We start from the raw sequence: 21943 nt of genomic DNA, 5'->3' as shown, positions 1-21943 counted from the left end.
CCACCCGCAGCGGGTGGAGGGGCGCGCCGTCGTCCTGGGCCCGGCCGCTCGAGCCGTCAGGCGACGCCGTTCTCCTGCAGCCACATCTCCAGCAGGCCCAGCTGCCACAGCACGTTGGAGCGCAGCGGCGTGTGGTGCTGGTTCGGGTCGGCCAGCAGGGTCTCCACGACCTCCGAGTTGTAGAGCCCGCGCCCGCACCGCCGCCGGGTCGGTCAGGGCGGCCTCGACCCGGTCCAGGGTGCCGCCCTCGAGGGTGCGGATCGCCGGGACGGGGAAGTAGCCCTTCTTCCGGTCGATCACCTCGTCCGGGACGATGCCGCGCGCCGCGCGCTTGAGCACGCCCTTGCCGCCGTCGGCGAGCTTGAGCTCCGGGGGGATGCGCCCGGCGAACTCGACGAGCTCGTGGTCGAGGAACGGCACCCGCGCCTCGAGGCCCCAGGACATCGTCATGTTGTCGACGCGCTTCACGGGGTCGTCCACGAGCATCACCGTGGAGTCGGTGCGCAGGGCGGCGTCCACGGCGGTCTCCGCGCCGGGGCGGCCGAAGTGGCGCTCGATGAACGCGGTCGGCGCGTCGTGGGTCGCCATCCACTCGGGGGAGAGGACCTTCGCGAGCCGGGACCACGGCCGGTCGAAGAACGACTCGGAGTAGGTCCTCCGGGCGTCGTCGCGCGCGACGTCGGCCAGCGGCGGGTACCAGTGGTAGCCGCCGAGCACCTCGTCGGCGCCCTGGCCGGACTGCACCACCTTGACGTGCTTCGAGACCTCCTCGCTGAGCAGGTAGAAGGCCACGCAGTCGTGGCTGATCGTCGGCTCGCTCATCGCGGCGACGGTCCGGTCGATCGCCGGGACCAGGCGGACGTCGTCGATCGCGATCTGGTGGTGGTCGGTGCCGAAGCGGCGGGCCACCGGGGACGAGAACTCGAACTCGTCCCCGGACTCCTCGCCCCGGGACTCGAAGCCGATGCTGAACGTCTGCAGGTCCTCCTGCCCGCTCTCCGCGAGCAGGGCGACGACGAGGCTCGAGTCGATGCCGCCGGACAGCAGCACGCCCACGGGGACGTCCGCCACCATGCGCCGCCTCACCGCGGTGCGCAGCTTCTCGACGAGCCCGTCCTGCCAGTCCTGCTCGGACCAGTCCGAGCGGTCCTCGTCGCGGGTGAACTGGGGGTTCCAGTACTCGTGGTCCGAGGCCGAGCCGTCGCGCTCGACCGTGCGCACGGTCGCCGGCGGCAGCTTCCGCACGCCCTGGAGGATCGTGCGCGGGGCCGGGACCACCGAGTGGAAGGTGAGGTAGTAGGACAGGGCGGTGCGGTCGATCGAGGTGTCGACGTCCCCGGCCGCCAGCAGCGCCTGCACCGTGGACGCGAACCGCAGCCGCGACCCCGTGTGGTCGACGTAGAGCGGCTTGATGCCCAGCCGGTCGCGGGCCAGGACCGTGCGCCCGCTCGTGTGCTCGGTGAGCGCGAAGGCGAACATGCCGTGGAAGTGGTCGACGCATCCCCGGCCCCAGCGGTGGTAGGCCTTCAGGACCACCTCCGTGTCCGAGGTGGAGAAGAACTCGTAGCCCATCCCGCGCAGCTCCTCGCGCAGCTGCCGGTAGTTGTAGATCATCCCGTTGAACACGATCGACAGCCCCAGCCGGGAGTCGACCATCGGCTGTCCGCCCGAGGGGCTCAGGTCGACGATCCTCAGCCGGCAGTGGCCCATGACCACCGGCCCCTGGGCCCAGGCGCCCTGCCCGTCCGGGCCGCGGCCGGACTGGGCGCACGTCATGCGGTGGATCGTGCTCGGGTCCGCGGCGGCGCCGTCGAATTGGATCTCACCGGCGATGCCGCACATCAGCGCTCGCCCCCGCTCCGGGGCGCAGGGCCGGTCGGGACCGGAGATCCGTGGCGCGAGAGCATCATCCTCCCCTGCTACGGGCTCGGTCCGGACGGTCCCCCTGACGGAGGTCCTTCACCGGAGCCCCACCAGGAGGCGTGCCCTGGTGCGGCGGGGCCGGAGTGGGTAGGGTGCGGCCTACCTGACCGGACCACTCGGAATGCCATGGTGTCGGCTCCGACCGCCCGAGCAGGGCAGGACCCGACCGCTCCGCCGGAAGGACGTGCTCGATGCATTTCGACCTGGAGGAGACGACCCAGCGGGTCGAGGAGCAGGTCGGTCGGCTGTCCCGGCTGCGCCGGGACGACCGACGCGGATGGACGCGCCAGGTCTTCAGCGATCCCTACCGGGAGTCCCGCGACTGGGTCGCCGCGCGGATGAAGGACGCCGGTCTGGAGGTGCGGCGGGACGCCGCCGGGAACCTGGTCGGCCGGCTCGCCGGCGCCCGGCCCTCCGCGCCCGCGCTGATGACCGGTTCCCACACGGACACCGTCGACGGCGGCGGGCGCTTCGACGGCGTCGTCGGCGTGCTCGCGGCCATCGAGGTCGCCCGGAGCATCCGTGCCTCGGGCTCCCCGCTGTCCCGGGACCTCCTGATCGTCGACTTCCTCGGCGAGGAGCCCAACGACTTCGGCCTCAGCTGCCTGGGCAGCCGGTCCATGGCCCGGGAGATGACGGCCGCCGACCTCGGCCGCCGCGACGGGGCCGGGCGGACCCTGGCCACGGCCTACGAGGACTTCGGCCTCGACCCGTCCGCCGTGCTGCACTCGTCCGCTCCCGGTCCGGGCCCGCTGCACGCCTTCGTGGAGCTCCACATCGAGCAGGGCCCGGCGCTCGAGCAGGGCGGGGAGCAGATCGGCGTGGTGACCTCCGTCTGCGGCATCGAACGCTTCGTGGCCCACTTCGCCGGCCGGGAGGACCACGCCGGCACCCGGCTCGTCGACGACCGGCAGGATGCCCTGGTGGCCGCCGCCGAAGCCGTTCTGGCCGTGCGCCGCGAGGGCTGCGGGGCGCCCGGCAACGGGGTGGCGACGGCCACGCACGTCAACAATCTCTCGCCGTCCCCCAACGTGGTCCCCAGCGCGGTCGACCTCCGGGGCGAGCTGCGCAGCATCGACCGGTCGTGGCTGTCCGGGGCCCGGCGGAGGCTGGGGGAGGCCGTGCTCGCGGCGTCCCGCGGCTACGGCGTCGACGTCGAGTTCGACTGGACGACGGACAACGAGGTCGTCGACGCCCATCCGCGCGCCCACGACGTCGTCGCCGCGACGGCGGACCGGCTCGGGTACTCCTGGCGGCCGATCCCCAGCGGCGCCACGCACGACGCCGTGCACATGGCGGCCCTGGCCCCGATGGCGATGATCTTCATCCCCTCCCGCGACGGCCGCAGCCACTGCCCCGAGGAGTGGACCGACCCCCTGGAGATCGGCCGGGGCGTCCACGTCCTCGGCGAGACCCTCCGGGCCCTCGACACCGCGCCGCTGTGACCTCCGGCCGCCGGCACCTCCGGACGGCACCACCCGAGCACGACATCCCACGATTGGAGCGTCCCGATGGAACCCCTCCTGGACTACGCGAACAGCCCGGTGCTGTGGCTGTCCGCGCTCGCCGTCTTCGCCGTGATCATCCTGCAGACCGTGATCTACATGCGGGCGGCCAGCCGCGCGGGCCCGGCGGTGGGCTTCACCCGGCAGGACCTGCGGGAGTCCTTCCGCGCCGGTGGGGTCGCCGCGATCGGGCCCTCCCTCGCCGTCGTCATCGTGGCCATCGCCCTCCTGCCGCTCTTCGGTGCCCCTGCGGTGCTCGTGCGGATCGGCCTGGTCGGTTCCGCCGCGACCGAGACGTCCTCGGCCAATCTGGCGGCCGGCACGATGGACGCCGCGCTCGGCGGCCCCACGTGGACGCCGGAGGTCTTCGCCGTGGCGTTCATGGCCATGTCCCTCTCCGGCGGCATGTGGATGATCGCGACGCTCATCCTGACCCCGATGCTGAAACGGGGGGACACCAAGCTGCGCACGGTGAACCCCGCACTCATGGCGATCGTCCCCTCGGCCGCGCTGCTCGCCGCGTTCGCCTCGCTCGGGATCGCCGAGCTGCCCAAGAGCACCGTGCACATCATCACGGTCGTCGTCTCGGCGCTGGTGATGGCCGTGTGCCTGTGGCTGGCCAAGGCGTTGCACGCGCCGTGGCTGCGGGAGTGGGGACTCGGCTTCTCGATCATCGTCGGCCTGGTGGTCGCCTACTTCGCCCACGGCGCCGGCCTCGGCCCCACGGCCTGACCGCTCCAAGACCCCGAGGAGTTCCCATGTCCGCACCCTCCGCCGCCTCCGCATCTGCCGCCTACGCCGACTACGACCGGACCACCTCCCGGTGGGGGCGGACCACCATGCTCCTGGGCCTGCTGGTCTCCTACATCGGCCCCCTCTACCTGGTGTTCTTCACCGACCTCGAGATCGCGTTCGGCGACCTCCTCACAGGGTTCCTCGCGGTGGCTGCCGTCTTCGCGGTCATCTGGGTGATCGAGCCCATCACCTACTACCCGGTGCTCGGCCCCGCGGCCATGTACCAGGCGTTCATGATCGGCAACATCGCGAACAAGCTGCTGCCCTCGGCGATCGTCGCGCAGGCCGCCATCGACGCCAAGCCAGGGACCCGCCGTGCGGAGCTCGCCGCCGTGATGGCGATCTGCGGGGCGGCCGTGGTCCACATCTTCTCGCTGCTGCTGTTCGTCGGCGTGCTGGGCACCTGGCTGGTCAGCGTGGTGCCGGCGGCCGTCACGGACATCGCAAGGCTCTACATCTTCCCCGCCATCATCGGCGCGGTGATCGTGCAGCTGGCAGCCTACGTGAAGCAGCCGCGGATCCTCCTCGTCGCCCTCGCCGTGGGAGCGGTCGTCCAGCTGCTGCTCGTGCCCGTCCTGGGGCCGGTGTTCCGCAACTTCGCCACCGCCGTCGTCGTGCTGCTGACGATGGTGCTGGCCTGGGTGCTGCGCAACCGCAAGACCGAGCATCCGCCCGTCGCCGGCGAGGACGGTGTGCTCTGACACTGCGTCACCTGCCCGCCCCGACCTGCCATCGTGAACGAGAGGACATCATGACTGTCATCCTGCCCGACCTCCCCGCCGAGCTGCGCGAGGACCTGCACACCCTGTACCGCCACCTGCACGGCGCCCCCGAGCTGTCCATGCAGGAGTACGCGACCGCCGAGCTGATCCGGGCGAGGATGGACGAGCTGGGCTGCGAGACCTTCGTCTGCGGCGGCACCGGCGTCGTCGCCGTGCTGCGCAACGGCGAGGGACCGGTGGTCGGCTTCCGCGCGGACACCGACGCCCTGCCCGTGGCGGAGGACACCGGCCTGGACTACGCCTCGACCGCCCGGGGCGTGCTGCCCGACGGGACCGAGGTCCCCGTCATGCACGCCTGCGGGCACGACACCCACATCACGAGCGCCATCGGGGCGGCCACCCTGCTGGCCGGTGACCGGGATGCCTGGGCGGGGACCGTGGTCTTCCTGTTCCAGCCGGGCGAGGAGACGGCCGAGGGCGCGCTGGCCATGCTGCAGGACGGCCTGTGGGACCGCGCCCCCCGCCCCGAGATCGTCTACGGCCAGCACGTCTGGCCCGGGCGCGCCGGCCAGGTGGAGCTCACCAGCGGTCCGGCCATGGCGATGGCCGACGGCTGGAAGGTCACGGTCCACGGCCGGGGCGGCCACGGCTCCCGTCCCGAGGACACGATCGACCCGGTGGTGCTCGCGGCCCACATGGTGGTGCGGATCCAGAGCATCGTCTCCCGCGAGATCCCCGCCCAGCAGGCGGCGGTGATCACCATCGCCAGCTTCCACGCCGGGCTCAAGGAGAACATCATCCCGGCGGTCGCGGAGTTCACCGTCAACGTCCGCAACCTGGACGCCGACGTCCGGGAGCAGGTGCTGGCGGCCATCCGGCGGGTCATCCGCGGGGAGGCCGTGACCTCCGGCGCCCCGGAGCCCCGGATCGACGAGATCTACACCTTTCCGCTGCTCGTCAACGACCCGGTCGAGACGGATGCCCTCCGCGCCGTGCTCGGTGCGGCCCTCGGCGCGGAGAACGTGCTCGACCGCCCCGCGCAGATGGGCAGCGAGGACTTCGGGCACCTGCCCGACGCCATCGGGGTGCCCGGTGTCTACTGGTTCTTCGGCGGGATGTCCGACGAGGCGGTCGACGGCGACGCACCGGTGCCGACCAACCACTCGCCGTTCTTCGCCCCTGTCATGGAGCCCACGCTGAGCACCGGGGTCACGGCCGCGGTCAGCGCGATCCTCTCCCGCGTGGGCACCCGATGACGGGGGGCGCAGGGACCACGGAGCTGCTCCAGCTCTCCGCCCGGGACCTGGCCGCGGCCGTGCGGGCGCGCACGGTCTCCGCGCGGGAGGTGCTCGACGCCCACTTCGCCCGGATCGACGCCGTGAACCCCGTCGTGAACGCCGTGGTCACGCAGGTCCGCGAACGGGCGTACGAGGCCGCCGTCCGCGCCGACGAGCTCACCGCCGTCACGCCCGCGGACGAGCTGCCGCCCCTGCACGGGGTGCCGATGACGCACAAGGACACCCACGCCACCGCCGGGATCCGCACCACGTCCGGCTCGCCGGTGTTCGCGGAGCACGTCCCGGAGCACGACGACCTGATCGTCGCGCGGTTCACGGCGGCCGGGGTGATCAGCACCGGGAAGAACAACGTGCCCGAGTTCGCCGCGGGCTCCCACAGCTTCAACGAGGTCTTCGGCACCACGAACAACCCCTGGGCGCTCGACCGCAGCGCGGGCGGGTCCAGCGGCGGGGCGGCCGCCGCGATCGCGTCCCGGATCCAGCCCCTGGGCGACGGCTCCGACATGGGCGGGTCCCTGCGCAACCCGGCTGCGTTCTGCAACATCGCCGGGTTCCGGCCCTCCGCCGGGGTCGTGCCCTCGGCTCCCGCCGGCAACGCCTGGGCCTGGCTGGGCCGCTCCGGTCCGCTCGCCCGCAGCGTGGACGACATCGCCCTGGCCATGTCAGTGCTGGCCGGCCCCGATCCGCGGATCCCCCTGGACTGCCCGGCGCCGCGGACGGGGTTCCGGGCGCTCGCGGGGGAGGACCCGCCCGACCCCGGGACCCGCCCCCTCGCCGGCGTCCGGATCGGACTGAGCACGGACCTCGGCCTCGGCGTCCCGGTGGAGCGGGAGATCGTCGAGGTGCTTCTCGCCCAGGCGCGGGTGTTCGAGGAGCTCGGTGCCGTGGTCGAGGAGGCCGTCCCGGACCTGCGCGACGCCGACGAGGTGTTCGACGTGACCCGGGCCTTCGACATGGCCGTCAACCTGCGCACGGTGCTCGCGGAGCATCGCGAGCTCGTGAAGCCGGAGATCGTCTGGAACGTGGAGAAGGGGCTGGCGCTGACCGCCGAGCAGCTCATGGACGCCGCCCTGGCGCGCACCCGCCTGCACGAGGCGGTGCGCGCGTTCTTCGACCGGTGGGACGTGCTGCTGACGCCCACCTCCCAGGTCCTGCCGTTCCCGTCCGAGGAGCGCTGGCCCCGTACGGTCGCCGGTATGCCGATGCAGACATATGTCGAGTGGATGCGCTCGGCGAGCCTGATCTCGGCCACCGGGTGCCCGGCGGTCTCGGTGCCGGGCGGCTTCAGCCCGGGTGGTCTGCCCGTGGGGCTGCAGCTCGTCGCCGCGCACGGGCGCGACGTCGAGCTGCTCCGGACCGCTCGCGCCTACGACCACGCCACCCGCCACGCGGACGTCGCGCCGCGCCTCTGAACGACGCTCCTGAGCCGCGTCTCGGAGGCGCGGTGCCGAGCCGAGCCGCCGCATCGAGCCGCCCGGCCGGGCGTGCTCAAGCCGCCGCCTCCAGCTCGAGCAGCGCCGTCTTGGCCTCGAGGCCGCCGACGTATCCACCCAGGGCGCCGTCGCTTCGCAGCACGCGGTGGCACGGCACGACCACCGGCAGCGGGTTGGTGGCGCACGCCGTGCCCACCGCCCGCACGGCCTGCGGGCGCCCGACCGACCGGGCCACCGCGCCGTAGCTCTCCGTGCGGCCGTAGCCGATCTCGGGCAGGTGCTCCTGGACCAGGCGCCGGAACCCGTGCGAGAGCGACCGGTCCAGCGGGAGCTCGAAGCGGGTGCGGGTCCCGGCGAAGTACTCCTCGAGCTGCCGCACCGCCGGGGCCAGGCGGGCCGGGGCGCGCAGCACCCGCGGGCTGATCCGGCGCGCGAGGTCCTGCAGCACCGCCTCGTGGTCCTCCCGGGCGTAGGCGACCCGCACCAGGCCCTCCTCCGTGGCGGCCAGCAGCAGCACTCCCACCGGGGTGCTGACGGTTGTGTACGCGACGTCGAGCAGACCTGCCGCGGCGGCACCGTGCTCCAGGCGGCGGTGCAGGCCTCGCAGGGCGGTCTCCGGCACAGGCTCGGCGCGGAGGTCGTGCAGGGGTGAGTTCGAGGGCGTGCTGAAAGGATGGGTGGTCATCGGTCCTCTCCTGTCCGGTCGGGCTCCGCGGGGGTCCCGGTGGTTGTCGTGGCGAGGGTCCTGCGAAGGGAGGCCACGCCGTCGGCGGCGGCCCGGCGGGCGGCCTCCGGGGTGCCGCCCAGCAGCTCGGCGATCTGCCGGTAGGGCAGTCCGCCGAGATAGCGGTAGGCCACGGCGTGCCGCTGCTTGGGCGGCAGGGCGGCGACGGCCGCCCACAGCGGGGAGTCGTGCTCGTGCGGCGCGTCCCGGTGCGCCGGGGGCTCGGGCAGCGAGGCTACGGGCACCGCCGCCCGGGATCGTGCCCGGACGACGTCGATCGCCTTGCGGTGGGCGATCGTCACCAGCCACGCCTGCACGTTCGCGGTGGCCGGCAGATCCGGGTACGCCCGCAGGGCGGCCAGGAACGTCTCCGACCACGCGTCCTCGGTGTCGGCGGGGGTGCTCAGTACGGCTCGGCAGACGCGCCACACCACGGGGCCGTGCCGGCTCACCAGCGTCTCGAAAGGCTCTTTCGTGTTCATCACCCCGTAGACGGACGGACCGGCCGGAACGTGAGGTCGGCGCCGGGACATTCCTCCTATCCTGCCGGACGGGGTGTCGCGAGAGCCGCTCACCGCCCCGGCAGCACGTCCTCCGGGCGGACGTGCCGCAACGCCCCGCCCCGGGGACTCCCGGGACGGGGCGCTGCGGCACGCGGTGGAGCCGGGGAACTACACGTCCTGGCGGGCCCGGTTGACGATCTTGGAACGGACCGTGAAGGCGAGGACCACGAGCAGCAGGCCGTAGAGCACCAGCGGGATGGGCCCGGACACGAAGATCGAGTAGTCGCCGTTGGAGGACAGCAGGGCGTCGCGCATGCTCGTCTCGGCCAGCGGGCCGAGCACGATGCCGATCATCAGCGGCGCCAGGGGCATCCCGTAGCGGCGCATCACGAAGCCGAGCACGCCCAGGCCCAGGAGCAGGAACAGGTCGAACGTCGAGCCCGAGGTCGCGTAGATGCCGAGGCCGCAGAAGACGGTGATCCCCGCGTACAGGTAGGGCCGCGGGATCAGCAGCAGCTTCGACCAGACCCGCGCGAACGGCAGGTTGATGGCGATCAGCACGATCATGGCGATGAAGAAGCTGGCCAGCAGGGACCACACCAGGTCCGGGGAGCGGTCGAACAGCAGCGGGCCCGGCTGGAGGCCGTACTGCTGGAAGGCCGCGAGCATGATCGCCGCCGTGGAGGACACCGGGAGGCCCAGGGCCAGCAGGGCGCCCATGGCGGTGCCGGTGGTGGCGTTGCCGGCCGCCTCCGGAGCGGCCAGGCCGCGGATGGAGCCGCGGCCGAAGGACGGCTCGGCCCGGCGCCGGTCGAGGCGGCGCTCGAGGTCGTAGGACATGAAGGTCGGGACCTCGGCCCCGCCCACGGGGATGACGCCGAAGGGCAGCCCGATCGCCGTGCCGCGGGCCCAGGCCGGGGCGGCCTCGCGGATCTCCTGGCGGGAGAGGAACGGCCGCCCGGTGAGCTTCATCTGGTGGGCGGCCGGGTCCCGGCGGATGCGGGAGGCCACGTGCAGCGCCTCGCCCAGGGCCAGCACCGCCACCGAGACGGTGACCAGGGAGATGCCGTCGAACAGGTCCGGGGATCCGAGGGTGAAGCGCTCGGTGCCCGAGACCGAGTCGATGCCCACGGTGGCGATGCCCAGGCCCAGCACCAGGGCCGCCAGTCCCTTGACCGCGGAGTCGGCGACCACCGAGGAGGTGGCCACGAAGGCGAACAGGGCCAGGGCGAAGTACTCGGCGGGGCCGAAGTTGGCGGAGAGGTTCGCCAGCGCCGGGGCCAGGAAGACGACGACGACGGAGGCGGTCATGCCGCCGATGAACGCGCCGATCGCCGCGGTGGCCAGCGCCTGTGGCGCCCGGCCGTCCTTGGCCATCTTGTGGCCCTCGAAGGTCGAGGCGATCGCCGAGCCCTGGCCCGGGGTGTTCATCAGGATGGCCATGGTCGAGTCGCCGAACAGGCCGCCGAAGTAGACGCCGGAGAACATGATGAACGCCGCCGTGGGGTCCAGGGCGAAGGTCAGGGGCAGCAGCAGGGCCACCGCCATGGAGGAGCCCATGCCCGGCAGGGTGCCCACCGCGGTGCCCAGCAGACACCCCACCACGACCCAGAGCAGGTTCATGGGGCTGAGGGCTCCCTCGAAGCCCTGCATCAACAGGTTCAGTGTCTCCATGTCAGAAACCGCCTCCCAGGATGCCGGAGGGCAGGTTCAGGCCCAGCCCGACGTCGAATGCCAGGTAGATGGCGCTGCTCAGGGTCAGCGCCAGTGAGATGTCGAAGAGGTGGCGCTGGGAGCCCACCCCGCGGGCCACGCACCAGAACAGCAGCGCGGCGGCCAGGATCCAACCGAGGAACTCCAGGGTGAGGGCGAAGAGCAGGAACCCGCCCACGGCCCAGACCAGCGCGGACCAGTCCGTGTAGGTCCGGTACGTGCGTCCGGTCGTCTCCTCCACCGGCTCCGGGGAGCGCAGGTAATGCAGCACCATCAGGGCGGCCAGGACGTAGCCGGCCACCATCAGGATGCCGGGGTAGAACCGGGGGCCCGGGAAGTCGGTGCCCTCGGGGACCTCCATGACGAGGATGCCGTGCAGGAGGTAGGAGCTGAAGGCCGCCATGATCAGCGGCAGGACCAGCCCGCTGCGGCCGTGCCACCACGAGCGCTCGGCCCGGGAGGCGGGCTCGTGGTGCGGGGGAGCCCCGTCGTGGATCTTCTCGTCGGTGCCCGTGTGCGAGGACATGGGGGTGCTCATTCCTACTTCAACTCCTTCACCAGGTCGGCGATGCGCTGCCGCTCCGAGGCCATGAACTCGTCGAACTCCTCGCCGGCCAGGTACACCTCGGTCCACTTGTTGCGCTCCACGGCGTCCTTCCACTCCGGGGTGGCGACGGTCTCCTCGAGCAGCGTCTGCAGCTCGGCGAACTCCTCGTCGGTGATCCCGGGGGCGGCGACCGCGGCCCGCCAGTTCGCCAGGTCGACCTCGTACCCCTGCTCGGTGAGCGTCGGGATGTCGACGCCCTCCAGCTGCTGCGGGGCGGCCAGCCCCAGGGCCCGCAGGCGCCCGGCGTCGATCTGGTCGGAGACGTCCTTGTAGCCGGAGGTCGCGGCGTCGGCGGTGTGGGTGATCAGGGCCTGGGTGGCCTCGCCGCCGCCGGAGTTGGGGATGTAGGTGGTGTCCGACGGGTCGATGCCGACCTCGAGGGCGAGCTCGGTCATCACCAGCTGGTCGAAGGTGCCGCCGCCGGTCCAGGCCACCGACTTGGGGTCGGCTTTCCAGGCGGTCACGAGGTCGTCGATCGTCTCGTAGGGCGAGTCGGCGGGCACGACCACGACGTCGTACTCCTCGACCACGCGGGCGATCGGGCGCACGTCCTCGTGGGTGACGGCCGAGTCCAGCTGCTCCACGCCGGCGACCAGCCCCGCGCCGGTGACCATCATCTTGTTGGGCTCCCCCTCCATGGTGGAGAGCTTGCCGAGCCCGATGGTGCCGGCCGCGCCCGGGATGTTGACCACCTCGGAGTTCACGACGAGGTTGTTCGCCCGCATCGCCTGCTGCTGCTCGCGCATGAACGTGTCCCACCCGCCGCCGGGGCCTGCCGGAGCGATGAGGGTCAGGTTCGCCCGCAGGTCGGTGCCCGCAGTGGCGGACTGGACCGAGAAGAAGGCGGCCAGGCCGATCACTGCGGCCGCGGCGACGCCGTAGACCGTCATGGCGACCGGGTGCCGGCGCCGCGTGGCGGTCTGGGCCTGATCTGGTGGTGAGCTCACGGGAATTCGCTTCCTTCGCAGGAGTGGAGGAGAGGTGGCTCCGATCGAGCCGCTGGTTCGACGATAAGTGAGCCGGATCACGCGACCGGCGTTGATGGGCCTTTCGTGCGTAGTGATCGTTGTGCTGGTTCTGCGCATTCTGCTCACGCCGGAAGAGACGCTCCTCACACGTTCGGCCGTAGGGTGGACCTCGTTTTGTTCCCCGATTTCCCCACCCCACCGCGGAGGCTCCCATGACCGTCGTCGTTGCTCGAACCAGCACCCCCGAGGGCGAGGCCGCGCTCGCGGCCGCGGTCGAGGAGGCCGGACGCCGCCAGGAGGACCTGCTGGTCTTCAACCTCGGGGGCACCCAGCTCGACCCCGAGACCGGGGAGCTCGACGGCGTGCCCGTCACCTTCCGCACCCCCGACACCCGCAACCGGGACGCCGTGGGGGAGCTCCTCGACGCCGCCGAGCAGGTGAGCGCCTCGGCCGTGGTGATCGGCGTGAAGCACCGCAGCCCCGTGGGCAAGCTGCTGCTGGGCAGCGCCGCCCAGCAGATCCTCCTCGAGGCCAACGCCCCGGTGATCGCGGTCAAGCCCCGGCGCTCCTGAGGCATGGCCTCGACCGTCCCCGGAGCCCGGCCGGGGGCTTGGCTGTGGTTCCTCGTGGCCGGGGCCCTGCTCACGCAGACCGCCCTGAACCTGGTGCGCCCGGTCACGACCTACAAGCTGCTGTCCCTGGACGCCGACTCCGTGACGATCGGTCTGGTCACGGCCGCCTACGCGGTGCTGCCCCTCGTCACCGCCATGTGGCTGGGCCGGATGACCGACCGGGTGCGGGACCTGCGGACCATGGTGGTGGTCGGCGCCCTGGTCCTGGCCCTCGGCGCGGGGGCACTGGCCCTGGCGCCCGGCGTGGTGCTCGTCGCCGTGGCGAGCGCCCTGCTGGGCATGGGACACCTGGTGTTCACCATCGCCGGGCAGTCGGCGGTCGCCCGCTTCTCCCCGCCCGGCCAGCTGGACAAGGGCTTCGGCTGGTTCACCGCCGCCTTCTCCGCCGGGCAGCTGGTGGGACCGCTGCTCGTCGGCGTGCTCCTGGGCTCGGGCGGCGACGTCGCCTCGCCCGAACGGATCGCCGACATCACCCTGTCCCTGTGGATCGGGGCCGGGCTCTCGCTCCTCGTGGTGCCCGTCATGCTCCTGCGCCCCCGGGCGACCGGGTCCGCCCGGGCGGACGCCCGCAACGACGACGACGCCCCTGCCGCGGAGCCGGCCGTTCCCGCCACCGGTGAACTCGAGGTGGTCGAGGGCACGGCGCCGCGGGCGTCGATGCTGCGGATCCTCAAGGTCCCCGGCGTCCCGTCCCACATGCTGGCGTCCCTGGCCCTGCTGGCGATGCTCGACATCCTCACCGCGTTCCTGCCGCTGGTGGGGGAGCGGGCGGGGGTCTCCCCGGCGTGGATCGGCGTCCTGCTGGCCGTGCGCGGCGGCGCCTCGATCGTCTCGCGCGTCCTGCTGCCGTGGCTGGCCGGCCGGATGTCCCGGCGGTCCCTGCTGCTGATCAGCCTCTACGGCGCCGGGTTCACCCTGGCCGTGCCGCCGGCCGTCATCACGGTGCCGTGGCTCGCCGCGGTGCTCCTCTTCGTGGGCGGGTTCTGCCTGGGCCTGGGGCAGCCGATCACGATGACGCTGGTGTCCACCGCCGTGCCCTCCTCGTGGCGGGGGTCGGCGCTCGCCGTGCGCCTGGTCGGCAACCGGGTGGGCCAGGTCGCCATGCCCCTGCTGGCCGGCCTGGTGGCCGCGCCGCTCGGTCCGGCCGGGGCGATCTGGTCCACGTGCGCGGTGCTGCTGGTCAGCGGGCTGGAAAAGACCCTGCGGCGCTAGCCGGGCGCGGGGAACCGCTTCGACAGTCCCGGCACAGGATCGCCACAAGGACGGCACAATCCGGCCTGGTCAGCTGGAGGACGTGAAGGACCGAGAGGTCCGGGCCGGCGGGCGGGAGCTCGTCGGCACGTCCGACAGAAGGAACCTGCCGCCATGGTCCACGTCCACCACCCTGCCCCCGGTGCACGGTCAGCAGAGCAGGGCCCGGCCCTGCCACTGGTCCGGAGGCGCCGGCTCGTGGGGGTCGACGCCGCCCGGGGCCTCGCCCTGGTCGGGATGATGTCGATCCACATCCTCCCCGCCTGGAACCCCGAGACCTACGGTCCCACCCTCCAGTGGGAGCTGTTCGCGGGCCGTGCCGCGGCCCTGTTCGCGCTGCTCGCCGGGGTGGGCCTGGCCTTTTCCTCCGGCGGGCACACCCCGCACCGGGGCCGGACGATGACCGCCGACCGGGTGGGACTGCTCGTCCGGGCCGTGCTGATCACCGTGGTGGGGCTGTTGATCAACCAGGTCATGCCGGGGGATCCGCCCGCGTACAACATCCTCGTCTACTACGGCATGTTCTTCCTGCTGGCCATCCCCTTCCTGCACCTGCCGGTGCGGGCGCTGTTCGGCCTCGCCGCCGCGGCCGCCGTGGTGGGGCCCGTACTGGTGCAGGCGCTCCGCGGGGTGCTGCCCGCGCTCGACGTGTACAACCCCACCTTCGCCGACGTGCTCGCCGAGCCGGGGACCGTCCTGGCCCAGGTGCTGTTCACGGGCACCTATCCGGCGGTCCCGTACCTGGCCTACCTGCTCGCCGGGATGGCCATCGGGCGGCTGAACCTGCGGGCCGTGCGGGTTCAGAGCCGGCTGGTGTGGGCGGGGCTCGCCCTCGCCGTGGGCGCGTGGCTGGTGTACTGGGTGCTGGTCCTCCGGTCCGGGGGCTACGACCAGCTCATGAGCTCCGCCCCGTGGCTGAGCGAGGACCAGATCGACGAGATCATCGTCTGGGGACCGGACCCGGTGCTGCCGGACACCTCCTGGTGGTGGCTGCTGATCCCCGGTCCGCACACCAACACCCCGGTGGCGATCCTGCAGGACCTCGGCTCCGGCGCCGCCGTGCTGGGCCTCTTCCTCCTCGTGGCCCGCCGGGCCGGTGCCTGGCTGCTGCCGCTGAGCGCGATGGGGTCGATGACCCTGACGCTCTACTCCGCGCACCTGCTGGCCCTGGCCGCCATGCTCCACTACGAGGTGCCGCTGCTGTGGTTCCTCATCCACGTGGCGGTCGCGGCGCTGTTCGCGGTGGCGTGGCACCGCTCCTTCGGGCGGGGTCCGCTGGAGCGGGTCGTGGCGCGGGCGGCCGGCGCCGGCCGTGGCCTGGTCCTGAGGCCCGGTCGGCCCCCGGAGGACCGGTGAGCTGGAACCGTTGCTCTCGTCCGGCGCGGGCAACCGCTCGGGGGCGCAGCCGACCGGTTCCATGACCCGCAGCGTGGTGAGCATCGGCCGCAGCGCACGGGGGTGGTGGCCGCGAAGGCCTCGGCCGCCGGGACCAGGACCGCTCCGGAGAGGGGCGCGGCGGGGCGGAACGTGTGAGGGCGGTGCATCACGCGTCGAAAGAACACCGTGACGTCAGAGTAGATTCAGAGCCATGGCTGTCCACCACTCAGAACGCTCGCCGGCCGAGACGACCGGCCAGGATGCGGCCGCCCAGGTGCGCCGGGAGGCGTCCCGGCGGCGGACGTTCGCGGTGATCTCGCACCCGGACGCGGGGAAGTCGACGCTGACGGAAGCCCTGGCCCTGCACGCACACGTCATCGCCGAGGCCGGCGCCACGCACGGCAAGGCCAGCCGGAAGGCGACCGTCTCGGACTGGTTGCAGATGGAGCAGGAGCGGGGCATCTCGATCAGCTCGGCCGCACTGCAGTTCACCTACCGCGACACCGTGGTCAACCTCCTGGACACTCCCGGCCACGCCGACTTCTCCGAGGACACCTACCGGGTGCTGGCCGCGGTGGACTGCGCGGTGATGCTGATCGACGCGGCCAAGGGTCTGGAGGCCCAGACCCTGAAGCTCTTCGACGTGTGCCGGCGACGGGGCCTGCCGGTGATCACCGTGATCAACAAGTGGGACCGGCCGGGCAAGGACGCCCTGGAGCTGATGGACGAGGTGCAGCAGCGCACCGGGCGGGTGCCGGTGCCCCTGAACTGGCCGGTGGGGCTGTCCGGGGACTTCCGGGGCACCCTGGATCCGCGCAGCCGCGCCTACACCCGGTACCGGAGGGTGGCCTCCGGTGCCTCCCTGGCCGAGGTGGACGTCTTCTCCGCCGAAGAGGCCGCGGCGTCGGAGGGTGCGGCGTGGACCGAGGCGACGGAGACCGCGGCCCTGGTGGCCGAGAGCAACGGTGACTTCGAGCGCGACGCCTTTCTCGCGGCGGAGTCCACCCCGGTGCTGTTCGCCGCCGCCGCTCTGAACTTCGGTGTGGCCGCCCTGCTCGACGTCCTGGTCGACCTCGCGCCCCCGGCCGGCGCCCGGGTGGACGCCGACGGTGCCCCGCGCCTGGTGGACGCGCCGTTCTCCGGGTTCGTGTTCAAGCTGCAGGCGGGGATGGATCGCGCCCACCGGGACCACGTGGCGTTCCTGCGGGTGTGCTCCGGTGTGTTCCACCGCGGGATGGTCCTCACCCACGCGGCCACGGGCAAGCCGTTCGCCACCAAGTACGCCCACCACGTGTTCGGCCGGGACCGGGAGACCATCGAGACGGCGTTTCCCGGGGACGTGGTGGGGCTGGTCAACGCCTCGGCGCTGCGGGCCGGGGACAGCGTGTACGTGGACACGCCGGTGACCTTCCCGCCCATCCCGCACTTCTCCCCCGAGCACTTCCAGGTGGCCCGGGCCGTGGACGCCGGGCGGGCCAAGCAGTTCCGCCGCGGGATCATCCAGCTCGAGCACGAGGGAGTGATCCAGGTGCTGCGCTCCGAGGCCCGCGGGGACCAGGCCCCGGTGCTGGCGGCGGTGGGGCCGATGCAGTTCGAGGTCGTCGCCGACCGGATGGACCGGGAGTTCGGCGCGCAGGTGCGCCTGGAGCCCCTGGCCTACACCCTCGCCCGGCGGGTCATCGCCCCGGACCCTGAGGTCCTCAACCGCATCCCCGGGACCGAGGTCCTCCGGCGGGCCGACGGCGAGCCGATCGCGGTGTTCAGCGACAAGTGGAAGCTCGGCCGCGTGGCCACCCACGCCCCCGAGGTCGCCCTGGAACCGATCGGCGGGGACCTCGACTGAGCACTTCTGGCCCCGTGCCACCGACGAGCAGCCCACCCGGCGCCCCGCCGGTGACCGTCGCCGTCGCCACGGCAGCCGTCGTCGCGCACGTCCCGTCGGGCCCGCGGTCGGGGACGAGGGCGCGCTGCCCGACGGGCTGCCCACCCTGTTCCTCCCGAACGTGCCCCTCACACGTCGCGGTTCAGGCGGTGGCCAGCTGTGCGGAGCGGGCAGGCACGCGGTGGAGCTGGGCCACGCGCTGCACGGACCACCACAGCAGGACCACGAGCAGCACGTTGCGCGTGGTCAGGACGGCCGCCATCACCGGGTGCGCGTGGATGAGCGGGGTGTAGAACAGCGGATAGATCACGAACGTGGTGACCGCGATGCCCATCAGCAGCGCCGCCGGCGTCCGCCACCGCTGCCAGTCGTGCACCAGTCCGGCCACGACGACCGGGGCGAGCCAGATCATGAACTGCGGGGAGCCCACCTTGTTGAACACGATGAAGATCGTGGTCATCATCAGCGCCCCCTCGTAGAAGAGCTCCTCCCGCTCGGCCCCGCGCCGCAGCGCACGGACCAGCAGGACCGCCCCCACGAGCACGGCGAGCACGAGCAGCGGCTGCATGAGGAACGCGACGACCTCGGCACCGGGGCCGTAGACCTCCGTGGAGTTGATGGCCACGTTGTCGGCCATCCGCGCCCCGGCCACGTCGAAGACGCTCAGCCACACCCACGGGGTGGAGAACGTGGCCTCCAGCTGCATGCCGCGCTCTCCCTGGTTGACCAGGAAGTCCGCGATCCGCGGGAGGCCGCCCGACAGGTACGTCCCCAGCACCACCGCGGCGGTGACGGCGACCCCGGCGGCCACCACCTGGAGGCGCTGCCGGCAGGCGATGAACAGGGCGAGCAGGACGGCCGCCGGCCACACCTTGATCCACGTGGCGATACTCAGCAGCACGGAGCCGAGCACGGGACGCTCGGACGCGTAGAGCAGGCCCACGAGCACGATCGGGGCCGCGATGCCCTCGACCCGGGCGAAGCTCAGGTAGCCCAGGAAGACCGTGAAGAAAAGCCACCACCATGCCGGGGCGACACCCTGTTCGCCCCGCCGGCCACGGGTGAGGCAGACCAGGCCGAGGGCGTTGAGCACGGTGATGATCAGCGTCCACACCAGCAGATAAGGACCGTGACCGGCGATCCCGGCCAGGAGGATCGGGATCTGCGCCAGCACGGGGTACACCCACGGGCTGATCTCGCCCTCGCGATCGCCCGGGTCGTACCCGGCCATGGCCCACGTGCGGTACTGCTCGGTGTCGCTGAAGGCGTCGCCGTGGATGACGAAGGACATCATCCAGCCCAGGAAGTACAGGTGGACGACGGCGAAACCCCACCACACGCTGGACGGACGGGAGAACCAGCCCACGGCGCGGGCGGGCAGGACGGCGTCGCGGACCCCAGTCAGCCGGTCGAAGAAGGCGGCGGAGATCTCAGACCTCCTTCGCGGCGAGCGCGGTGGCGGGGCGCCGGGTGCCCAGCTGGTACAGGCGGCGCGACGACCACCCCAGCAGCAGCACCAGCAGGGCGTTGCGCAGGGTCAGCACCAGGGCCATCAGCGGATCGTTGTGGCTGAGTTCGTAGTAGAACAACGGATAGACGAAGAACGTGGCCACGGCGATGGCGATCAGCATGGCCGCCGGCACCCGCCACGCCTTCCAGTGGTGGGTCAGTCCCACGGCCACGGCCGGAGCCAGCCACACCATGAACTGCGGGGAGCCGACCTTGTTGAACACGATGAAGGCGGTGACCATGGTCAGCGATCCGGCCAGCAGCAGCTCCGTGCGATCGGTGTCCCCGGGCCGCTCGCCGTTGCGGAGGGCCCGCGCGATCAGGACGGTGACCACGGCGGCGGCCAGCAGCAGCAGCGGCTGCATCAGCACGGCCATCGTCGCCGTGCCGGGACCGTCGACCTGCATGGAGTTGATCTCCGTGTTCATGTACATCTGGGACCCGCCCACTCCCAGCACGGACGACCACAGCCACGGGGTGGTGAACGTGGCCTCCAGCTGCATGCCCCGGTCGCCCTGCTGGGTGAGGAAGTCGAAGAGCCTCGGCAGCGCGCCCATGGCGGCGGCGATCCCGGCCGCGGCCGCGCTGACCAGCAGGCCCGCGACGACGACCGCCACCCGTCGGCGCGTCACGGTGACGAGGGTGAGCACGACGGCCGCCGGCCAGACCTTCATCCAGGTCGCGACGCTGAGCAGGACCGAGGCGGCGACCGGGTGCGCCACGCCGTAGACCAGTGCGATGAGCACCAGGGGGGCCGTGAGCCCGTCGACGCGGGCGAAGCCCAGCCATCCCATCAGGAAGAGGAAGCCCAGCCACCACCACGCGGCCGGGAAGGCGTGCCGGTCGCGTCCCCAGTCCGTCAGCTTCCCCACGGCCCAGCCGTTGAGCACGGTGATCATGAGGACCCACAGGAAGAAGAACGGTCCCGGGCCGGCCACGCCGGCCACCGCGATGGGCACGAGCGCCAGCACCGGATAGACCCACGGGCTGGGCTCCGGACCCAGGTTCTGCTCGTCGAAGCCGGCCCGGGCCCACTCGCGGTAGATGTAGGTGTCGCTGAAGGCGCCGCCGGACAGGGACACGACGAGGGCGAACACCAGGAACACCAGGTGCACCGCGATGAAGCCGGCGAGCAGTCCGCGCGGAGATCTCGACCAGGCCGGCCACCGCCGGTTCGCGAGGCGGTTGCGGAACCGCGTGAGCATGCTGAAGGTCGTGTCCGTGGACATGGGGCAATCCTCGTCGAGGGGGTGGGGTCGCAGGGACGCAGGTCCGCTGCCCCACCATGGTACGTGCCCGGGAACGGTCCGCCCGGAACCGCGCGTCATCATTAGCCCGGGCATCCGCCCCGGAGGCCGCCCCGGCGGCCGTTCCTGCCCCGGGCCCGCGATCCCGGCGACGCCTCACGACGCCGGGGCGGCGAGGTGGCATCATGGCTGAAAAGACGCTCCTGGAGAGCGTTCTGCACACCTGTCCGCCCAGCAGTGACACACGTAGGGGATCAGCGCACGTCATGACGGCAGGGGGTTCGCATCTGGAGGCGCCGCAGGGCCGCGGGGACCAGGCCGCCGCCGCCGTACCGTTCTGCCGGGACGCGTCCGCGCCCCACCCGCACCCCCGAGCGCACATCGCCGTCCTGCAGGGGTTCATCGGCTCCCTGATGATGCTCGTCGGATCGGTCGGCACCGGGTGGATCGCCAACGGCTCACCCATGGTGCGCCATCCGCTGGTCATCGCGCTGCGGGTCGAGGGGTGGGGCGTCTACACCTGCACGGTGCTGCTGACCCTGGGCGCCATGCTGCTGGTGCGCTCCTGGCTCCGGCTCGGCCAGAGGCTCCAGGGCTGGCCGGAGGGCGCCCAGCGCTCCGTGGTGGTGGCCGTGTGCGCCTGGTCGCTGCCCCTGCTGTTCGCCGTGCCCATCTTCTCCCGCGACGTGTACGCCTACATCGGGCAGGGCCGCCTGATGCTGGCCGACCAGAACCCGTACACGACCGGCATCTCCGTCCTGGAGAACTGGTTCATGCTGGGAGCGGATCCCGTCTGGGCCGAGGCCCGGACACCGTACGGGCCGTACTTCCTGTGGCTGGCGCGGGCGATTGTGGGCCTCACGGGCGCGCAGCCGGACCTCTCCGTCCTGCTCTTCCGGATCCTGGCCTGCGCCGGTGTCCTGCTCTGCGTCGTGTACGTGCCCAAGCTCGCGCGGCTGCACGGGATCGACCCGGCCCGGGCGCTGTGGATCGCGGTGGCCAATCCGCTGTTCCTCATCAGCTTCGTGGCCAGCGCGCACAACGACGCGCTGATGCTCGGGCTGGCCGTGGCGGGAACGTACTTCGCGGCCACGGGCCGCCCCGTCACCGGTGTTCTGCTGGTGACCGCGTCCATCGGCATCAAGCCGATCACCATCCTGCTGCTGCCGTTCGTCGGGCTCCTGTGGGCCGGGCCGAAAGCGTCCTGGAGGCGGAAGTTCACCCTCTGGGCGGCCACGGCGGCCATCGGCTTCGGAGTGCTGGTGCTCAGCGGCCTCCCCTATCAACTGGGTCTCGGGTGGACGTGGGCGATCGTGGACTCCACTCCGGGATACACCGGGTACTCGCCCTCGGGGTTCCTGGGCCAGCAGGTCCAGCACCTCGCGAGCGCAGTGGGACTGCCGGGCGCGGCGATGGCCTCGGTGCTGCGTGCGGTCCTGCAGTACGCCGCCATCGGCCTGGTCCTGCTCCTGATGTTCCGCGGCGACGACCACCGCGTGGTCCGCAGGCTCGGTCTGGCCTTTGCCGCCGTGGTGCTGCTCTCCCCGATCATCCAGCCCTGGTACATCCTCTGGTTCCTCCCCTTCCTCGCCGTGACCGGGATCAGGGACAACTGGCAGATCCGCACCCTGTACGTCGTGATCACCTTCTTCGTGATCTTCGGCGCTCAGGACCAGCTCTCCGTGTGGCCCTTCATCGAGCTGACGGTCAACGCCTCGACGATCGCGTTCGTCACCGCCCTGGTGTTCACCGCCTACCTGATGCTCCTGGATCCCCACACCCGCCACCTGCTCGTCCACGGCGGCCCGGCGGGCTGGCTCGGCCGTCGTCGTCGTCGGAGCTGAAGCGCACGCG

17 protein-coding genes and 1 pseudogene are annotated in these 21943 nt (G+C 72.2%); 10 read left to right on the top strand and 8 right to left on the bottom strand.

The annotated features are described in order from the left end of the window. Nucleotides 1–246 precede the first annotated feature (246 nt). A pseudogene (locus ACYVM4_RS07275) lies at nt 247–1842 on the bottom strand (N-acetylglutaminylglutamine amidotransferase); the annotation flags it as partial. A gap of 272 nt (nt 1843–2114) precedes the next feature. Between ACYVM4_RS07275 and ACYVM4_RS07270 the strand changes: the two are divergent. The 5 genes from ACYVM4_RS07270 to ACYVM4_RS07250 all read left to right on the top strand — a co-directional run bounded on the left by ACYVM4_RS07270 (nt 2115) and on the right by ACYVM4_RS07250 (nt 7655). Next, a complete protein-coding gene (locus ACYVM4_RS07270) occupies nt 2115–3368 on the top strand; it encodes a M20 family metallo-hydrolase (protein WP_460668098.1) in 1254 nt (417 codons plus the stop codon). Nucleotides 3369–3434: 66 nt separating this feature from the next. Then, nucleotides 3435–4160: a DUF5058 family protein gene (locus ACYVM4_RS07265; protein WP_368821868.1), complete on the top strand. Its 726-nt coding sequence runs from the start codon at nt 3435–3437 to the stop codon at nt 4158–4160. 26 nt (nt 4161–4186) lie between these two features. Further along, a complete protein-coding gene (locus ACYVM4_RS07260; RefSeq protein ID WP_368821869.1) occupies nt 4187–4924 on the top strand; it encodes a hypothetical protein in 738 nt (245 codons plus the stop codon). 50 nt (nt 4925–4974) lie between these two features. Next, a complete protein-coding gene (locus tag ACYVM4_RS07255; RefSeq protein ID WP_460668097.1) occupies nt 4975–6201 on the top strand; it encodes an amidohydrolase in 1227 nt (408 codons plus the stop codon). Then, a complete protein-coding gene (locus ACYVM4_RS07250) occupies nt 6198–7655 on the top strand; it encodes an amidase (RefSeq protein WP_368821872.1) in 1458 nt (485 codons plus the stop codon). Before ACYVM4_RS07255 ends, ACYVM4_RS07250 begins: the two co-directional genes overlap by 4 nt. Nucleotides 7656–7731: 76 nt before the next feature. Here ACYVM4_RS07250 and ACYVM4_RS07245 read toward each other — a convergent pair whose 3' ends face one another. The 5 genes from ACYVM4_RS07245 to ACYVM4_RS07225 all read right to left on the bottom strand — a co-directional run bounded on the left by ACYVM4_RS07245 (nt 7732) and on the right by ACYVM4_RS07225 (nt 12170). Next, on the bottom strand, nt 7732–8361 hold the full coding sequence (locus ACYVM4_RS07245; protein ID WP_368821873.1) for a methylated-DNA--[protein]-cysteine S-methyltransferase: 630 nt from the start codon (nt 8359–8361) through the stop codon (nt 7732–7734). Further along, nucleotides 8358–8882 (bottom strand): RNA polymerase sigma factor, encoded by a 525-nt coding sequence (locus ACYVM4_RS07240; RefSeq protein ID WP_368821874.1) that lies wholly within the window; start codon nt 8880–8882, stop codon nt 8358–8360. Before ACYVM4_RS07240 ends, ACYVM4_RS07245 begins: the two co-directional genes overlap by 4 nt. Before the next feature lie 189 nt (nt 8883–9071). After that, nucleotides 9072–10577 carry a tripartite tricarboxylate transporter permease gene (locus tag ACYVM4_RS07235; protein WP_368821875.1) on the bottom strand — a complete coding sequence of 502 codons (1506 nt, stop codon included), beginning with the start codon at nt 10575–10577 and terminating at the stop codon, nt 9072–9074. Nucleotide 10578: 1 nt separating this feature from the next. Next, a complete protein-coding gene (locus tag ACYVM4_RS07230) occupies nt 10579–11154 on the bottom strand; it encodes a tripartite tricarboxylate transporter TctB family protein (RefSeq protein ID WP_368821876.1) in 576 nt (191 codons plus the stop codon). 2 nt (nt 11155–11156) lie between these two features. Next, nucleotides 11157–12170: a tripartite tricarboxylate transporter substrate binding protein gene (locus ACYVM4_RS07225; RefSeq protein WP_368821877.1), complete on the bottom strand. Its 1014-nt coding sequence runs from the start codon at nt 12168–12170 to the stop codon at nt 11157–11159. A gap of 233 nt (nt 12171–12403) precedes the next feature. Here ACYVM4_RS07225 and ACYVM4_RS07220 point away from each other — a divergent pair, with 233 nt between their 5' ends. The 4 genes from ACYVM4_RS07220 (at nt 12404) to ACYVM4_RS07205 (ending at nt 17294) form a co-directional block, all read left to right on the top strand. Further along, nucleotides 12404–12763 (top strand): universal stress protein, encoded by a 360-nt coding sequence (locus ACYVM4_RS07220; RefSeq protein ID WP_368821878.1) that lies wholly within the window; start codon nt 12404–12406, stop codon nt 12761–12763. 3 nt (nt 12764–12766) lie between these two features. Then, nucleotides 12767–14035: an MFS transporter gene (locus ACYVM4_RS07215; protein ID WP_368821879.1), complete on the top strand. Its 1269-nt coding sequence runs from the start codon at nt 12767–12769 to the stop codon at nt 14033–14035. 153 nt (nt 14036–14188) lie between these two features. Beyond that, complete coding sequence (locus ACYVM4_RS07210; RefSeq protein WP_460668096.1) at nt 14189–15430, top strand: heparan-alpha-glucosaminide N-acetyltransferase domain-containing protein; 1242 nt, start codon at nt 14189–14191, stop codon at nt 15428–15430. A gap of 232 nt (nt 15431–15662) precedes the next feature. Continuing rightward, nucleotides 15663–17294 (top strand): peptide chain release factor 3, encoded by a 1632-nt coding sequence (locus tag ACYVM4_RS07205; RefSeq protein ID WP_460668095.1) that lies wholly within the window; start codon nt 15663–15665, stop codon nt 17292–17294. Nucleotides 17295–17475: 181 nt separating this feature from the next. Here the strand turns inward: ACYVM4_RS07205 and ACYVM4_RS07200 are convergent, their stop codons facing one another. Both ACYVM4_RS07200 and ACYVM4_RS07195 read right to left on the bottom strand, forming a co-directional pair. Beyond that, on the bottom strand, nt 17476–18699 hold the full coding sequence (locus ACYVM4_RS07200) for a glycosyltransferase 87 family protein (protein WP_460668094.1): 1224 nt from the start codon (nt 18697–18699) through the stop codon (nt 17476–17478). A 64-nt stretch (nt 18700–18763) separates the two neighbouring features. Beyond that, nucleotides 18764–20071 carry a glycosyltransferase 87 family protein gene (locus tag ACYVM4_RS07195; RefSeq protein ID WP_460668093.1) on the bottom strand — a complete coding sequence of 436 codons (1308 nt, stop codon included), beginning with the start codon at nt 20069–20071 and terminating at the stop codon, nt 18764–18766. 284 nt (nt 20072–20355) lie between these two features. On the opposite strand from ACYVM4_RS07195, the gene mptB reads away from it, so the two are divergent. Further along, nucleotides 20356–21933 carry a polyprenol phosphomannose-dependent alpha 1,6 mannosyltransferase MptB gene (gene mptB, locus ACYVM4_RS07190; RefSeq protein WP_460668092.1) on the top strand — a complete coding sequence of 526 codons (1578 nt, stop codon included), beginning with the start codon at nt 20356–20358 and terminating at the stop codon, nt 21931–21933. The last annotated feature ends 10 nt before the right edge of the window (nt 21934–21943 follow it).

This window comes from Kocuria himachalensis (assembly GCF_054784195.1).
The sequence above is the reverse complement of the archived record's forward strand: the minus strand, read 5'-3'. Positions and strand labels throughout refer to the sequence as shown.